This is a genomic window from Kitasatospora sp. NPDC057015, from assembly GCF_042673745.1.
GTDB lineage: Bacteria > Actinomycetota > Actinomycetes > Streptomycetales > Streptomycetaceae > Kitasatospora.
Genome location: NZ_JBHUSG010000002.1, coordinates 195,983 through 212,415, shown reverse-complemented (window position 1 = coordinate 212,415; position 16,433 = coordinate 195,983). Strand labels below are relative to the sequence as shown.

The following is a 16,433-nucleotide window of genomic DNA, read 5'->3' as shown; positions in this document are numbered from 1 at the left end:
CGACCGCTCCCAGTCCGACCTACCTAGGAGGTGCGGTGGTCGTGGCGGCAGTCACCACGAACAGCGCCGACGTGCCCGGCCGAGCGGAAGAGGCACCCCCCGGACTCCCGGGGACACCCCCGCCGCCCGGCGGGCCCGAGCCGAGCCCGCGGCGGCTGAACCGGCGGATCCGGCTGCGCCGGGACCGCTCGCTGCTGCTGATGACCGTCCCGGTCGTCGTCCTGCTGCTGGTCTTCAACTACCTGCCGTTGTTCGGCACGGTCACCGCCTTCGAGTACTACGACCCCATCGTCGGGGTGGTGAACAGCGAGTGGATCGGGCTGGAGAACTTCCGCCAGCTGCTCGGGGACCCGCTGTTCTGGGGATCGGTGTGGAACACCCTGGAGCTGGCGGCCGTCCAGCTGGTGCTGTTCTTCCCCGTCCCCATCGCCCTGGCGCTGCTGCTCAACTCGGTGCTCAGCCCGCGGATCCGCAGCTTCGTCCAGTCGGTGACGCTGATCCCGCACTTCTTCTCCTGGGTGCTGGTCATCACCCTGTTCCAGCAGATGATCGGCGGCGCGGGGCTGCTCAACCAGTTCCTGCGCCAGCACGACATGACGCCGTGGAACATCATGACGGATCCGTCGATCTTCAAACTGCTGGTGACCTCCCAGGTGATCTGGAAGGACGCCGGCTGGGGGATCATCGTCTTCCTGGCGGCTCTGGCCGCCATCGACGAGAACCTCTACGAGGCCGCCGCGATGGACGGTGCCGGCCGGTGGCGCCGGACGTGGCACATCACGCTGCCGGGCCTGCGCGGCGTCATCGTGCTGATGCTGGTGCTCCGGCTCGGCAACGTCCTGAACGTCGGCTTCGAGCAACTGCTCATCCAGCGATACGCGGTGGGCCACGACGCGGCCGACGTCCTGGACACCTTCTCGTACTTCTACGGCATCGGCACCAACAACTACGGCTACGGCGCCGCGGCCGGCATCTTCAAGAGCGTCATCTCGCTGCTCCTGATCTACGGGGCCAACAAGCTGGCGCACTCCTTCGGCGAGGACGGGTTGTACCGGAAATGAGCGACGTCACCCTGAAGGCCCGCCGCCCGTCCGCGCGCCCCGTCTGGGAGGAGCAGCCGACCGCCGTGGGGCAGGGCGTCAAGGGCGTCACGCTGGCCGGCATCCTGGTCCTCGTCCTGGGGCCGCTCTGGTGCGTGGTGATCACCAGCTTCTCCACCCAGGGGTCGATCAACCGGGCCGGCGGCCTGGTGATCGTGCCGCACGGGCTGACCCTCAACGCCTACCGGACGATGCTCGGCGACGGCCCGGTCACCCGGGCGCTGTTCGTCAGCCTGGGGGTCACCGTGGTCGGCACCGTCTTCTCGATGGTGGTCTCGGTCCTCTGCGCCTACGGCCTGTCGCGCTCGCGCTCGCTCGGCCACCGCTTCCTGCTGATGCTGCTGGTGGTCACCATGTTCGTCAGCGGCGGCCTGATCCCCTCGTACCTGGTGGTCACCGGCCTCGGCGGCTTCGACCAGTACTGGGCGCTGATCCTGCCCAGCGCGGTGAGCGTGTTCAACATCCTCGTCCTGCGGTCCTTCTACGGCAGCACCGCCGGGGAGCTGATCGACGCCGCCCGGATGGACGGCGCGGGCGACTGGCGCATCCTCTGGTCGGTGGTGCTGCCCACCTCCCGGGCGGTCACCGCGGTGACCACGCTGTTCTACGCGGTCGGCTACTGGAACTCGTTCTTCAACGTCATGCTCTACATGCCGACCAGCAGCCAGAAGTGGCCGCTGCAGTACGTGCTCTACCAGTACGTCAACCTCGGCACCAACATGCCCGGCCAGGTCAACTCCGGCTTCGGCAACGCCGCCAACGCCACCGCGCCGCTCTCGCTGCAGATGGCCGTCGTGGTCCTGACCCTGGTGCCGGTGGTGATCGCGTTCCCGTTCGTGCAGAAGCACTTCGCGAAGGGCGTGCTGACCGGCGCCGTCAAGGGCTGACACTCTCTACGCTGTGCTGACGCCCGCGGGCTCCGGCCCTGCACAGCACACCCGGCACAGCACACCCAGCACCACCCAGTACCGCCCAGCACCACCCAGTACCGCCCAGCACCACCAACGTCCGACACCGCACAGGGGGATACCGATCCAATGGTGACACTCGCCGAAGTGGCCCGGCGCGCAAACGTGTCCCCGAGCACGGTCAGCTACGTCCTCAGTGGCAAGCGCAGCATCTCGGAGCCCACCCGCCGCCGGGTGGAACGCGCCATCAGCGACCTCGGGTACCACCCCAACGCCGGCGCCCGGGCGCTGGCCGGCAAGCGCTCGCACATCATCGCGCTGGTCGTGCCGCTGCGCACCGACGTCTACGTCCCGATCATGATGGAGATCGCCATCGCGGTGACCATGACGGCCCGCAGCTACGGCTACGACGTCCTGCTCGTCACCAACGACGAGGGCCCGGACGGCGTGCGCCGGGTCGCCGCCAGCGGGCTCGCCGACGGCGTGATCCTGATGGACGTCGAGCTGGACGACGAGCGCATCCCCGTCCTGCGCGAGCTCGGCAGCCACGCCGCGCTGATCGGGCTGCCCGCCGACACCACCGGACTCTCCTGCGTGGACCACGACTTCGCCACCGCCGGCGCCCTGTGCGCCGACCACCTCGCCGACCTCGGCCACCGCGACGTGGCGTTCGTCGGCTACGCGCCGCAGGTCTACCTGCGGCACGCCGGCTACGCCGAGCGCACGCTCACGGGCTTTCGCGAGCGGGCCCGGGAGCGCGGCCTGCGGATCCTGCACCGGCCGTGCGAGGGCACCTTCGAGAGCACCGCCGGTGTCCTCGGCCGGATCCTGGACGACCGGCCGGCCACCACCGGTTTCGTGGTCCAGAACGAGGGCGCGCTCGGTCCGCTGCTCAGCCTGCTGCGCACCTCCGGGCGGATCGTGCCGGAGGACGCCTCGGTGGTCGCGCTCTGCCCGGAGCAGCTGGCCGAGCAGAGCTCGCCGCGCCTGACCGCCGTGACCGGCCCGGCCCAGGACCTCGGCCGGCGGGCCGTCGAGCTGGTGCTGGGCCGCATCGACGGCGGCTCGACCCCCGAGGTCACCCTGCTCACCCCCGTCCTGACCCCCAGGGAGAGCACGGGCCCCGCCCCCCTCGCGGCGGCCCCCTCCCCGCGCCTTCCCGCCCCGCAGACCCCCGCAGACGTGGAGAACAGCCATGCCCAACCACTTCCATGACCTCGGCGGCGCCCTCGAATGGCGCGCCCGGGGTGAGACCCTGCGGGTGGAACCGTGGGGCCGCGACTCGGTCCGGGTCAGGGCGACGCCCGGCGGCCCGCTGCTGGAGGACCTGCCCGGCGCCCTGCTGGAGCGGCCGCCGGGCGGGGCCGTGGTCAAGATCGAGGGCAGTGCCGCCACCCTGGTGAACGGCGCGATCACCGTCCGGATCGACGGCAACGCCCTCGACGCGAGCGACCCGCAGCTGCACCCGGCCGCCGGCCGGATCACCTTCCTGCGGACGGCCGACGGAGTCGAGCTGCTGGCCGAGGAGCCGCACCACTTCTGGTGGCCCGGGCCGCGGCTGTACACCGCGACCGGCAACGGCTACCACCGCCTGGAGCAGCGCTTCCGCAGCTACCCCGGTGAGCGGATGTACGGGCTGGGCCAGCACACCCACGGCCTGCTCGACCAGAAGGGCGCGGTGATCGACCTGGTCCAGCGCAACGGCGAGGTGACCATCCCCTTCCTGCTCTCGGACCGCGGCTACGGCCTGCTGTGGAACTCCCCGGCGATCGGCCGGGTCGAGCTGGCGGAGACCGGCACCCGCTGGGTGGCCGACAGCGCACGGCAGCTGGACTACTGGGTGACGGCGGGCGAGCCCGCCGACGTCCTGCGCCACTACGCCGACGCCACCGGCCACGCGCCCGTCCTGCCGTCCTGGGCCTCGGGGTTCTGGCAGTGCAAGCTGCGCTACCGCACCCAGGCCGAACTGCTGGAGGTCGCCCGGGAGTACCGCCGCCGGGGCCTGCCGCTCTCCGTCATCGTCAGCGACTTCTTCCACTGGACGCACCTGGGGGACTGGCGGTTCGACCCGGCCGAGTGGCCCGACCCGGCCGCGATGAACGCCGAACTGGAGGAGATGGGCGTCAAGTTGATGGTGTCGGTCTGGCCGTCGGTCAGCCCGCTCAGCGAGAACTACCACGAGCTGCTCAACGAGGGCCTCCTGATCAACACCGAGTACGGGCCGGTGGCCCACGCCGACTGGCCGGACAAGGGCCTGGACGCCTACTCCGCGCAGGTCGCCTTCTACGACGCCACCAACCCCGACGCCCGCTCCTTCGTCTGGGACCGGATCAGGCGCAACTACCACGCCCTCGGCGTCAGGGTGTGGTGGCTGGACGCCTGCGAGCCCGAACTCAAGCCCGGGTACCCGGCCAACCTGCGCTACCACGCCGGCCCCGGCCTGGAGGTCGGCAACCTCTACCCCCGCGAGAACGCCCGCATGATCCACGAGGGCATGACGGCGGAGGGGGAGAGCGAGATCATCTCGCTCAACCGCTCCAGCTGGGCGGGGGCGCAGCGCTACGGCGCGGCCCTGTGGTCGGGCGACATCGGCACCGACTTCGCCAGCCTGCGCACCCAGATCAAGGCGGGGCTGAACGTCGCCGTCTCCGGCATCCCGTGGTGGACCACCGACATCGGCGGTTTCCACGGCGGGGACCCGGACGACCCGGCCTACCGCGAGGTGCTCGTCCGCTGGTTCCAGTACGGCGCGTTCTGCCCGCTCTTCCGGCTGCACGGATTCCGGGGCCCGGAACAGAAGTTGGAGCCGGCGATGACCGGCCTGCCGAACGAGGTCTGGTCGTACGGCGAGGAGGCCTACGGCATCCTGAGCGGATACCTGCACCTGCGCGAGCGCCTGCGCCCGTACCTGATGCGGCAGATGGAGACGGCCGCCGCCGAGGGTCTGCCGCCGATGCGCCCGCTGTTCGTGGAGTTCCCGGCGGATCCGGCCGCCTGGCAGGTGGACGACGCCTTCCTGCTCGGCCCGGACCTGCTGGTCGCCCCCGTCACCGAGGCCGGCGCCCGCGAGCGCGAGGTCCACCTGCCGGCCGGCGCCGACTGGACGGACGCCTGGACGGGCGAGCGCCACCGCGGCGGCCGGACGGTGCGGGTGGACGCCCCGCTGGAGCGGATCCCGCTCTTCCTGCGGGACGGCGCCGACCTCCCGATCCGAGCGTGAGGGACGAACGGATGCCCCTGACCGGCATGGCCTTCGGCGGGGACTACAACCCCGAGCAGTGGGACGAGGAGACCTGGAAGGAGGACGACGAGCTGATGCGGCGGGCCCGCGTCAACCTCGTCACCGTGGGCGTCTTCTCCTGGGCGCTGCTCGAACCCGAGGAGGGCCGCTACGAGTTCGGCTGGCTGGACGCCCAGCTGGAGCGGCTGCACGCGAACGGCGTCCGGGTCGACCTGGCCACGCCCACCGCCTCGCCGCCGCCCTGGTTCACCCTCGCCCACCCCGAGGCGATGCCGGTGACGGCCGACGGCACCCGGCTGACCCACGGCAGCCGCGACACCTACTGCCTGGCCGCCCCGGCCTACCGCCGGGCGGCGGCCCGGATCGCCGGGGCGCTGGCCGAGCGCTACGGCGACCACCCGGCGGTGGCGATGTGGCACATCCACAACGAGTACGCGACCGTGTGCCACTGCGAGCAGTCCGCGGCGGCCTTCCGGGTCTGGCTGCGGGCTCGGCACGGGAGCCTGGAGGCGCTCAACGAGGCCTGGGGCACGGCGTTCTGGAGCCAGCGCTACGGCTCGTGGGAGCAGATCACGCCCCCGCGCGCCACCCAGTGGCACCCGAACCCCGGCCACACCCTGGACTTCCGCCGGTTCTGGTCGGACGAGGCGCTCGCGGCGTACCGCGAGCAGCGCGACGTCGTGCGCCGCCACATCCCGTCCACCGTGCCCGTCACCACCAACCTGATGCTGCCCGGCTACCAGAACCTGGACCTGTGGGCGTTCGGCCGGGAGGTCGACTTCGTCGGCATCGACCACTACATGGACGCCCCCGGTGTCGACGGCGACGCCGACACCGCCTTCGGCGCCGACCGGGCCCGCTCCTTCGGCGGCGGCAAGCCCTGGCTGCTGATCGAGCAGGGCACCAACACCGTCTACCTCCCCGACCGGGTGCTCCCCAAGGATCCGGGCCGGATCCTGCGCAGCTCGCTCGCGCACATCGCCCGCGGCTCGGACGGCGCGCTGTTCTTCCAGTGGCGGCAGTCCCGGGCGGGCGCCGAGATGTGGCACTCGGCGATGGTGCCGCACGCCGGGCCCGACACCCGGATCTTCCGGGAGACCGCCGCCACCGGGGAGGCCGTCGCCGCACTGGACGAGATCGCCGGCTCCACCGTCACGGCCGCCGTGGCCGTCCTGCACGACGCCGACGCCTGGTGGGCGCTGGACACCGACGGCCTGCCGTCCTCCGAACTGGACTACCCGGCCACCCTCAGGCGCGCCCACCGCGCGCTGTGGGACGCCGGTGTCACGACCGACTTCGCCCACCCGGAGTCGGACCTGTCCCGCTACCGCCTCGTCCTGGCGCCCAGCCTGTACCTGGTCTCGGACGCGGGCGCCGCCTCGCTGCGCCGCTACGTCGAGGGCGGCGGCACGCTGCTGGTGCAGTACTTCAGCGGCGTGGTCGACGAGCACCACCGGGTCCGCACCGGCGGCCACCCGGGGGCGCTGCGCGAGGTGCTGGGCATCCGCGGCGAGGAGCACCGCCCGCTCGCCGCTGGCGCCGGGCTGGCACTGTCCGACGGCTCCACCGGCCGGGTCTGGAGCGAGCTGCTGCGCACCGAGGGCGCCGAGACCGTCGTCTCGTACGCGGCGGGGCCGCTCGCCGGTGCGCCCGCCGTCACCCGGTACGGCTTCGGCGCGGGCACCGGTTGGTACGTCTCGACCCGACTGGACGACCCGGCGTACCGGGCGCTGGTCGGCCGGATCCTGGAGGAGAGCGGCGTGCGACCGGAGGTGCCGGGCCTGCCGCCCGGGGTGGAGGCGGTCCGACGGCGTTCGGCGGACGGCCGCAGCTGGCTGTTCGTCATCAACAACACGGACACGGAGGTGCGGCTGCCCGCGGTGGGCCACGAGCTGCTGGCGGCCCGGCCCGTTCCGGCGGAGGGGTTGTGCGTGCCGGCGGGTTGCGCGGCCGTGGTCCGGGAGGCGCCGGAGGCGGCTTCCTGAGCCGAGCGCTCGTCGTGCTCACCACCTGAGTGCTCGTCCGGCGGTCGGGGCCCCGAGCCCCGGCCGTTTCGCTCGCCAACATGCCGAATCACGGGCATTTCTATAGGTTTGTTCTGGTTCATGGCCCGTACCGTCGGTACGGGCCTCCCCGGCGTGCGGAGGAGCCAGATGACGACCCACCCGTCCCCGACCGGAGATCCCGCGGACGGCCCGGCACCCGCGACCGCCCGGGTCGGCGCCCGGCCGGCGCCCGACCGCTCCTGGCTGGTGGTCTTCTTCGTCGGGCTCGCCCTGTGGGGCCTGACCGTGCTGGTCACCTTCGCCACCGGCAACGCCAACCTGCTGCCCACCCTCGTCCTGCTGGGCAGCTTCCTCGTCCCGGTCACCTTCGTGGCCTGGGCGTACGACCGGCTCGGCCCCTCGACGGCGCTGACGCCGCGCCGAATACTCGCGGCCTTCATGGTCGGCGGCACCCTCGGGGTGCTCGGCGCCTCCGTGCTGGAGAGCTACTTCCTGCACCCCTCGGTGTGGATGTACGTCGGCGTCGGCCTGATCGAGGAGGGCGTGAAGCTGGCCGCCCTCTGGCTGATGGCCCTGCACCTGACCCACTACACCCGGCGCGACGGCATGGTGCTCGGCGCCGCCGTCGGCTTCGGTTTCGCGGCCCTGGAGTCCTCGGGCTACGCACTGACGGCACTGGTCACGGTGAAGGGCCTGTCGCTGACCAGCCTGGTGCAGACCGAGGTCCTGCGCGGGCTGCTCGCCCCCTTCGGCCACGGGCTGTGGACGGCGATCATCGGCGCCGTCCTGTTCTCCACCGCGGCCCGCGGCGGGCGCCCGCGGCTCACCGGCGGCCTGGTCGGCGCCTTCCTCGGGGTCTCGGTGCTGCACGCGCTCTGGGACTCCATGCACGGCATCGCCATCGCCGTGGCGCTGAACCTCACCGGTACGGCCTGGCAGTGGAGGCTGATCGACACCGGCTACCTGCCGCAGCCCAGCCAGGCGCAGGTCAACCTGATCCTGGCGCTCCAGGTGGTCGGCTGGATCGTCGTCTCCGCCGTCGCCGTGCTCTGGCTGCGCGCCCTGGCCGGCCGTCCGCAGCCGGCCCCCGTGCCCGGCGCGGCGCACGCCGCACCGTCCCGGCGCTGAAGCCGCCCCGCGCCGGAGCCGTGGGCAGCCCGCACCCCGAGCCGTCCGCCCCCGTACCGCCTGTTCCCCTGCACCGCCTGTTCCCGCCACCTCCGAAAGGCGCAGCATGAGCACCCTCCCGTTCGAGGACACCACCGACTTCGAGAACGCCGACCGCGGGTTCGTCGGAGCCCTGTCGCCCGCCGTCGTGAAGGCCGCCGACGGCCGGGTGATCTGGGACAACGACGCCTACGACTTCCTGAAGGCCGACTGCCCGCCCACCGCGCACCCGAGCCTGTGGCGGCAGGGCCAACTGGTGGCGAAGCAGGGCCTGTACGAGGTCACCGACGGCATCTACCAGGTCCGCGGCCTCGACCTCTCCAACATGACGCTGGTCGAGGGCGACAGCGGGGTCATCGTGATCGACCCGCTGATCTCCGCCGAGTGCGCGGCGGCCGCCCTGGAGCTCTACCGGGAGCACCGCGGCCCCCGCCCGGTCACCGGCCTGATCTACACCCACTCGCACGGCGACCACTTCGGCGGCGCGCGCGGCGTGCTGCCCGAGGGCCACGCCCCCGTCCCGGTGATCGCCCCCGAGGGCTTCCTGGAGCACGCGGTCAGCGAGAACGTCTACGCCGGCAACGCGATGACCCGCCGGGCGATGTTCATGTACGGGGACCGGCTGCCGAAGGCCCCGCACGGCCAGATCGGCGCCGGCCTCGGCATGACGACCTCCACCGGCACCGTCACGCTGATCCCGCCGACCGTGGACGTCACCCGCACCGGGCAGGAGGAGACGGTGGACGGGGTGCGGATCGTCTTCCAGCTCACCCCGGGCACCGAGGCGCCCTCGGAGATGAACTTCCTCTTCCCCGACCGCCGGGCCCTGTGCCTGGCGGAGAACTGCACCCACAACATGCACAACATCCTGACGCTGCGCGGCGCCGTGGTGCGCGACGCCCGGATCTGGTCGCGCTACCTGGACGAGGCGATCGAGTTCTTCGGCGACTCCACGGACGTCGCCTTCGCCTCCCACCACTGGCCCACCTGGGGCCGGGAGAACGTCGTCAAGCTGGTGTCCGAGCAGCGCGACCTCTACGCCTACCTGCACGACCAGACGCTGCGGATGCTGAACGCCGGGCTGACCGGGCCCGAGATCGCCGAGGAGATCCAGCTGCCGCCCGCCCTGGAGGGCGCCTGGCACGCGCGCGGCTACTACGGTTCGCTCAGCCACAACGTGAAGGCCGTCTACCAGCGCTACCTGGGCTGGTTCGACGGGAACCCGGCGCACCTCTGGGAACACCCGCCGGTGGAGCTGGCGAAGCGCTACGTCGACCTGGCCGGCGGCCCGGACGCCGCGCTGGTCAAGGCCGTCGGGTACCTCGACGACGGCGACCTGCGGTTCGCCGCGACCGTGCTCAACCACCTGGTCTTCGCCGACCCGGACAACGCCCGGGCCCGCGACCGGCTCGCCCACGTCTACGACCTGCTCGGCCAGGGCAGCGAGAACGGCACCTGGCGCAACTTCTACCTGATGGCGGCGCAGGAGCTGCGGGAGGGCCCGGGCACCGCCCTGCTGGACGCGGCGAACCCGGAGATGGTGACGGCACTGACGGTCGAGCAGCTGGTCGACTCGATCGCCATCCGGATCGACGGCCCGCGGGCCTGGCACGAGCACCTGGTGGTGGACCTGGTCGTCACCGACGAGCGGCGGCGCTTCCGGCTGACCCTGCGCAACGGCGCGCTGACCCAGCTGGCCCACCCGCTCGACGCCGCCCCGCGCGAGCCCGCCGCCCTCACCCTGACCCTCACCAAGCCCCGGCTGCTCGGTGTGCTGGCGGGCCGGGGGCTGGAGGGCGTCACCGTCGAGGGCGACCCGGCCGTGCTGGCCACCCTGTTCGGGCTGCTCACCGAGCCCGACCGCGCCTTCCCGATCGTGACCCCCTGACGGTGGCGGTCGGGCCCGACGTGGTCACCGAGGCGCTGGCGGACATCCACCGGCGCCTCGGCTCGCTGGACGGGGGCGAGCCGGCCTCGTACATCCCCGAGCTCGCCCGGGCCGACCCGGGCGGCTTCGGGCTGGCCCTGGTCAGCATGGACGGGCACCGCTACGCGGCCGGCGACGCGCAGGAGCCGTTCACCCTGCAGTCGGTGTCCAAGCCCTTCGTCTACGCCCTGGCGCTCTCGGAGCTCGGCCTGGACGAGGTCAGCCGGTGGGTCGGCGCCGAGCCCAGCGGCGAGGCCTTCAACGCGATCAGCCTGGAGGACGGCACCGGCCGGCCGTCCAACGCGATGATCAACGCCGGCGCGATCGCGACCACCGCGCTGGTGCCCGGGGCCGGTGCCGACGAGCGGTTCGAGCGGATCCTCGACCGGCTGAGCGCCTTCGCCGGCCGGCGCCTGGACGTCGACGAGGCGGTGTACGCCTCCGAGGCCGCCACCGGTGACCGCAACCGGGCCCTGGCCTACCTGATGCGCGGGGCCGGCTCGCTGGCCTGTGACCCGCTCGCCGCCACCGACCTGTACTTCCGGCAGTGCGCCGTCCGGGCGACCACGGCCGACCTCGCCGTGATGGCGGCGACGCTCGGCAACGGCGGGGTCAACCCGGTGACCGGCCGGCGCGCGGTGAGCGAGGCGGTCGCCGTCCAGGTGCTGTCGGTGATGGCCACCTGCGGGATGTACGACGCCTCCGGCGAGTGGCTGCTGCGGGTCGGACTGCCCGCGAAGAGCGGGGTGTCGGGCGGGTTGATCGCGGTGAGCCCGGCCCGGTTCGGCGCCGCCTGCTGGAGCCCGCCGCTGGACGGGGCCGGCAATCCCGTCCGGGGCACGGCCGCGCTGCGGGAGCTGTCCGAGCGCTTCGGCCTGCACCTGATGCTCAGTCCGGCCCCGGCCGCCCCGACGATCGTGGGGGAGCCGCCGCTGGACGCGGCTCCGCGGGCCGGGGCCTTCGCGGTGGTCGCGGCGCAGGGTGCGCTGGACTTCACCGCCGCCGAGCGGGTGCTGTTCGAGCTGGAGGCCGGGTCCGGCGGCCCGGTCCTGCTCGACCTCGGCCTGGTCACCCGGCTGGACGCCGTCGCGGAGGCGATGATCACCGCCACGCTGGCCCGGCTGGCGGCCCGCGGCCGCCGGGTGGCGGTGGTCGGCGACGCCCTGCCCGAGCGGCCGGACGCGCCCTGGGAGCGTTTCGGCTCCCGCGCGGCGGCCCGCGCCGACCGCACCGCGGACGCCGGTGCCGGGAAGCCCGGGGGCGGGGCGGGCGGCGCGCAGCCGTACGGCGACTGACGCACGGCACCGGGCCCCGGCCGGGGCGCCCGTGTTGCGCCATCCGCCTGCACTTGCCGGCCCGCCGGCGAGCGCCGCCGCGACGGCCCGCCGCCGCCGTGCTTAGTGTGCACACGCACGCCGAGCGCCCCGCCGCGTGCCACAGGGCCCTCCCTGCGGGCGATGTGACGGGTCCTCACGAGATTGCGGTCCGCCGTGCTCCGCTCACGCATCGCCCGCGCGGTCAGCGCCGCGCTCCTGGCCGCCCTCGGCCCCGCCGGCACCGTCGCCGCTCCGGTGCAGGCGGCCGACCTCCCGCTCACCCGGTACGTCGACCCCTTCGTCGGCAGCGACGACAGCACCGCCCCCGACCCGGTGCCCGGCGGGGCCGGCGGCAGCACCTACCCCGGCGCGGTGGTGCCCTTCGGCGGGGTGCAGTTCAGCCCCGACACCCCCACCGCCTCGCCGTCCGGGTACCGCTACTCCGACACCTCGGTGGAGTCCTTCAGCCTGACGCACTTCGACGGGGCCGGCTGCCCCAACAACGAGGACCTCCCGCTGCTCCCGGTGACCGGCGCCCTGGCCGCCTCGCCGGGGACGTCCTGGACGGACTACGCCTCCGGCTACCGCAAGGCCGAGGAGTCCGCATCCCCCGGGCAGTACCGGACCAGGCTCGACCGCTACGGCACGGACGTCGAGCTGACCGCCACCACCCGGACCGGCATGGGCCGACTGACCTACCCGTCCACCGACACCGCCCGGCTGCTGGTCGCCACCGGCCGCAGCGCCACCGGCGACCGGGCCGGCACCGTCCGGATCGACGGGTCCGAGGTCAGCGGCAGCGTCACCGCCGGCGGCTTCTGCGGCTCCTCGAAGACCTACCGGATCTACTTCGACCTGCGCTTCGACCGGGAGCCGACCGGCTTCGGCACCTGGTCCGGGGCGGACCTCGCGCCCGGCTCGGCGAGCGCCGCGGGCACCGGCACCGGCACCGGCGCCTACCTCACCTTCGACACCACGGACGGGCGGAGCGTCCGATTCAAGGTCGGGCTCAGCTACGTCAGCGTCGAGGGCGCGCGGCGCAACCTCGCGGCGGAGAACCCCGGCTGGGACTTCGACGCGGTGCGGGCCGCCGCGGACACCGCCTGGAACGCGGCGCTCGGCCGGGTGCGGGTCGGCGGTGGCGACGACGGCGGCGCCGGCGAGGGCGGGGAGAGCCTGCTGCGGACCTTCTACACGGCCCTGTACCACGTGTTCCAGAGCCCGAACGTGTCCAGCGACGTCGACGGCGACTACCGCGGGTTCGACGGCGCGGTGCACCACGCGGACCACCCCGTCTACCAGAACTACTCGGGTTGGGACATCTACCGCTCCTGGGCCGCCCTGGTGGCCCTGCTCGCACCGGCCGAGGCGAGCGACATCGCCCGGTCGATGGTGCTGGACGGGCAGCAGGGCGGGCTGCTGCCCAAGTGGTCGCAGCAGACCAACGAGGACTTCGTGATGAACGGCGACCCGGGGCCGATCGTCGTCGCCAGCCTGTACGCGTTCGGGGCACGCGACTTCGACACCGCCGCCGCGCTCGCCCTGATGGAGAAGTCCTCCGCCGGGGGCACGACCCAGGGCGGTCCGATCCGCGGCCGGCAGGCCTCGTACGTCCGCCTGCAGTACATCGCCGGCGATCCCTCCGACTCGCTGGAGTACTCCGCCTCGGACTTCGCGGTGGCCCGGTTCGCCGCGGCCCTCGGGGACACCGCCGCGTCCGCCGCGCACCTGGCCCGCGCGCAGTGGTGGCGCCACACCTACGGCCCCGAGTCCGGCTACGTGCAGCCGCGGGACGCCGCCGGAACCTGGGCCTGGCCACTGGACCCGGCGAGCGGATCCGGCTTCACCGAGGGCAACGCCGCGCAGTACACCTGGATGGTCCCGTACGACTACGCCGGCCTGATCGACGCGATGGGCGGCCGGCACACGGCCGTGCAGCGCCTGGACCACCACTTCCGCGAGCTCAACGCCGGGCAGAGCCGGCCGTACTACTACATCGGCAACGAGCCGGAGCACGGCGTCCCCTGGGCGTACGACTTCGCCCGCCACCCGGCCGGCGCCGCGGACGCCGTCCGCCGGGCGGCGCGGGCCTTCACCACCGGCCCCGGCGGGCTGCCGGGCAACGACGACCTGGGCGCCACCTCGGCCTGGTACGTCTGGGCGGCGCTCGGCATGTACCCCGTCACCCCGGGCGCCGACACCCTCGCCCTGCACGGGCCGTTCTTCCCCTCGGTGCAGATCCACCGCCCCGGCGGTGACATCGCGATCCTCGCCACCGGCACCGGCCGGTACGTCCAGGGCCTGCGGGTCGACGGGGCGGCCACCACCCGCAGCCACCTGCGCTACCCGGACCTGGCCGGCGGCGCCGTCCTCCAGTACTCGATGGGCGAGGCGCCGGGAGCGGCCTGGGGCACCGGCGCCGCCGACGTGCCGCCCTCGTTCACCGACGGCGCCGGGGCCGCGCTGCCCGCCGCACCCGAGCGCGGACCGAACCTGGCGGCGGGCGGGGCCGCGGCCGGATCCGCGCCCTGCTCCGCCGACACGGCCGCGGACCGCGCCTTCGACGGCCTGCTCGGGAGCACCGGTCGCTGGTGCTCCGCCGAGCCGGACGCCTGGCTGCGGGTCGACCTCGGCGCCACCCGTACGGTCAGCTCGTTCGTGGTCGAGCACGCCGGGCTCGGCGGCGAGAGCACCGGCCGCAACACCGCGGCCTTCCGGATCGAGACCAGCACCGACGGCGTCACCTGGGACGCGGCGGTCGCCGTCACCGGATCCCGCGCCAGCCGCACCGAACACCCCGTCGCCCCCCGGCCGGCCCGCTACGTCCGCCTCCTCGTCGACACCGCCGCCGACCTGGCCCCCGACGGCCCGGAGCCGGCCCGGATCCACGAGCTGGAGGTCTACGGGGAGCCGGACGCGGCGGTCGCCCCCGGCCTCAGAACCGCCACACCAGCGGCACCACCGTCAGGGTGACGACCAGGAACCAGCCGAGCACCGGCAGCCCGTAGCGCCAGTAGTCGCCGAAGCGGTAGCCGCCGGCGCCCATCACCATCATGTTGGCGGGGGTGGCCACCGGGGTGAGGACGGCGGCGGCCGCGGCGACCGCCACGCACATCAGGACGGGCTGCACGGAGATCCCGGCGTCGTGCGCGGCGGAGACCGCGATCGGCACCACGATCAGGGCGGTGGCCGTGTTGGAGACGAACTGGCCGAGGACGGCGGTGAGCAGGAAGACGCCGAGCAGCAGCAGGTGGCCGTTGCCGCCGGCGGCCCGGACGACCAGGTGGGCGACGTCGTCGGCGGCGCCGGACCGCTGGATGGCGACCGAGAGCGGGAAGAGACCGCCGACGATGACGACGGTGGTCCAGGAGACGCCCTCGTAGGCCTGGTCCGGCGTCAGCACCCGCAGCAGCACGATGGCGAGCGCCGCCAGCAGCCCCGCCACGGCGGCCGGCACGGCGCCGCTGGCCAGCAGGGCGACCATGCCGGCCAGGACCGCCAGCGCCTTCCAGGCGGCCGGCCCGGGCGGTGCGAGCTGGGCCCTGAGCTCGCGGGGGGAGTCCACCACCAGGACGTCCGCGCGTTCCGCCTTCCGGTGCAGGGCCTGCCAGCCGCCCTGCACCAGCAGGGTGTCCCCGGGGCGCAGGACGACCGGTTCGGGGCCGGCCTCGTGTCCGGCGCGGTGGACGGCGAGGATCGCGAGGTCGCCGTCGGCGGTGGCCATGCCGGGGAAGACCCGCGCTCCGACCAGCGTCGAGCGGGGGCTGACGACCACCTCGACCAGCCCCGCGTCCCGGTTGACCAGGACGTCCGCCAGGTGCTCGCGCATCGGCGGGGGCAGGTGGTCGAGGCGGTGCGCCGCGGCGAACTCCTCGGTGGCCGTCCGCTCCCCGCGGACGATCAGGATGTCGCCGGCCTGCAGGGCGGCGTCCCCGCGCGGGTCGTGACCGTCGGCGGTGAGCGCCCCGACCACGGCGAGCCCGGGCGGCGCGCTCGCGGCGAGCGCCTCGGCGGCCTGCCCGACGGCCGTCGAACCGGCCGGGACCTGGAGGCTCGCCGAGCCGCTCGCCAGTCCGTAGTGGGCGATCAGGGTCCGGGCGTGCCGGGTGAGGTCGGCGGGGATGCTGGTCGGGGTGCGGCCCGGCAGCAGACGGTGCCCGGTCAGGACGGTCAGGGCGATCGTCCCGGCCAGCACGGGCACGCCGACCACGGTGAAGTCGAAGAAGCCGAAGGGGTGTCCACCGGCCTCGGCCGCCGCCTCCGAGGCGATCACGTTGATCGGGGAGCCGATCAGCAGCAGCAACGACCCGGCGTGTCCGGCGTAGGCGAGCGGGAGGACCAGCCGGGAGGGCGGCAGTCCGGCCCCGGCGGCCAGCAGCACCACCAGCGGCAGCAGTGCGGCCACCGCGCCGGTGACGGTGATCAGCGAGGTCAGGCCGGCGGCGAGCAGCATGGTGAGGACGACCAGCCGGCCCGGGCCGCCGCCCGCCTGCCCGGCGAGGCGCCGCCCGGCCCAGGCGGTCAGCCCGGTGGCCTGCAGCGCCGCGCTGAGCACGAACAGCGCGGCGACGAAGGCCACCACCGGGTCGCCGAACCCGGCGAACACCTGCCCGGCGTCCAGCACGCCGGTGGCGTACAGGACGAGGGCCGAGCCGAAGACGACGACCTCCACCGGCAGCCGGTTCCAGACGAACAGCACCACCACGGCCGCGAGGACGGTCAGGCAGACGGCGGCGTCACTCATGGCGCGCCGCCGGAGCCCGCCGCC

General features: G+C 73.8%; 10 protein-coding genes. 9 read left to right on the top strand and 1 reads right to left on the bottom strand.

The genetic code is table 11. The features are described from left to right. The first annotated feature begins 41 nt into the window (after window positions 1–41). The 9 genes from ACFTWP_RS02785 to ACFTWP_RS02745 all read left to right on the top strand — a co-directional run bounded on the left by ACFTWP_RS02785 (window position 42) and on the right by ACFTWP_RS02745 (window position 14,638). On the top strand, window positions 42–1,061 hold the full coding sequence (locus tag ACFTWP_RS02785) for an ABC transporter permease (protein WP_380261922.1): 1,020 nt from the start codon (window positions 42–44) through the stop codon (window positions 1,059–1,061). Continuing rightward, complete coding sequence (locus ACFTWP_RS02780) at window positions 1,058–1,987, top strand: carbohydrate ABC transporter permease (RefSeq protein ID WP_380261920.1); 930 nt, start codon at window positions 1,058–1,060, stop codon at window positions 1,985–1,987. Before ACFTWP_RS02785 ends, ACFTWP_RS02780 begins: the two co-directional genes overlap by 4 nt. Window positions 1,988–2,137: 150 nt before the next feature. Further along, entirely contained in the window at window positions 2,138–3,223 is a 1,086-nt protein-coding gene (locus tag ACFTWP_RS02775; RefSeq protein WP_380261918.1) for a LacI family DNA-binding transcriptional regulator, read from the top strand. Further along, the gene (locus tag ACFTWP_RS02770; RefSeq protein WP_380261916.1) at window positions 3,204–5,228 is read left to right on the top strand and encodes a TIM-barrel domain-containing protein; all 2,025 of its coding nucleotides are present in this window, start codon (window positions 3,204–3,206) and stop codon (window positions 5,226–5,228) included. The genes ACFTWP_RS02775 and ACFTWP_RS02770 overlap by 20 nt, the downstream gene beginning before the upstream one ends. Before the next feature lie 11 nt (window positions 5,229–5,239). Beyond that, window positions 5,240–7,234 (top strand): beta-galactosidase, encoded by a 1,995-nt coding sequence (locus ACFTWP_RS02765; RefSeq protein ID WP_380261914.1) that lies wholly within the window; start codon window positions 5,240–5,242, stop codon window positions 7,232–7,234. A 168-nt stretch (window positions 7,235–7,402) separates the two neighbouring features. Continuing rightward, window positions 7,403–8,383 carry a PrsW family intramembrane metalloprotease gene (locus tag ACFTWP_RS02760; protein WP_380261912.1) on the top strand — a complete coding sequence of 327 codons (981 nt, stop codon included), beginning with the start codon at window positions 7,403–7,405 and terminating at the stop codon, window positions 8,381–8,383. A 106-nt stretch (window positions 8,384–8,489) separates the two neighbouring features. Then, window positions 8,490–10,310 (top strand): alkyl/aryl-sulfatase, encoded by a 1,821-nt coding sequence (locus ACFTWP_RS02755; protein ID WP_380261910.1) that lies wholly within the window; start codon window positions 8,490–8,492, stop codon window positions 10,308–10,310. 2 nt (window positions 10,311–10,312) lie between these two features. After that, window positions 10,313–11,644 (top strand): glutaminase A, encoded by a 1,332-nt coding sequence (gene glsA, locus ACFTWP_RS02750; protein WP_380261908.1) that lies wholly within the window; start codon window positions 10,313–10,315, stop codon window positions 11,642–11,644. A gap of 195 nt (window positions 11,645–11,839) precedes the next feature. Beyond that, a complete protein-coding gene (locus tag ACFTWP_RS02745) occupies window positions 11,840–14,638 on the top strand; it encodes a GH92 family glycosyl hydrolase (RefSeq protein ID WP_380261906.1) in 2,799 nt (932 codons plus the stop codon). Here the strand turns inward: ACFTWP_RS02745 and ACFTWP_RS02740 are convergent. Continuing rightward, window positions 14,601–16,409: an SLC13 family permease gene (locus tag ACFTWP_RS02740; protein ID WP_380261904.1), complete on the bottom strand. Its 1,809-nt coding sequence runs from the start codon at window positions 16,407–16,409 to the stop codon at window positions 14,601–14,603. The genes ACFTWP_RS02745 and ACFTWP_RS02740 overlap by 38 nt on opposite strands. Window positions 16,410–16,433 lie beyond the last annotated feature (24 nt).

What these genes read in the sequence shown, in the direction of transcription:
- ACFTWP_RS02780 (WP_380261920.1), top strand. Translation starts at nt 1,058, where the DNA reads ATGAGCGACGTCACCCTGAAGGCCCGCCGCCCGTCCGCGCGCCCCGTC.
- ACFTWP_RS02775 (WP_380261918.1), top strand. Translation starts at nt 2,138, where the DNA reads ATGGTGACACTCGCCGAAGTGGCCCGGCGCGCAAACGTGTCCCCGAGC.
- ACFTWP_RS02770 (WP_380261916.1), top strand. Translation starts at nt 3,204, where the DNA reads ATGCCCAACCACTTCCATGACCTCGGCGGCGCCCTCGAATGGCGCGCC.
- ACFTWP_RS02765 (WP_380261914.1), top strand. Translation starts at nt 5,240, where the DNA reads ATGCCCCTGACCGGCATGGCCTTCGGCGGGGACTACAACCCCGAGCAG.
- ACFTWP_RS02760 (WP_380261912.1), top strand. Translation starts at nt 7,403, where the DNA reads ATGACGACCCACCCGTCCCCGACCGGAGATCCCGCGGACGGCCCGGCA.
- ACFTWP_RS02755 (WP_380261910.1), top strand. Translation starts at nt 8,490, where the DNA reads ATGAGCACCCTCCCGTTCGAGGACACCACCGACTTCGAGAACGCCGAC.
- ACFTWP_RS02740 (WP_380261904.1), bottom strand. Translation starts at nt 16,409, where the DNA reads ATGAGTGACGCCGCCGTCTGCCTGACCGTCCTCGCGGCCGTGGTGGTG.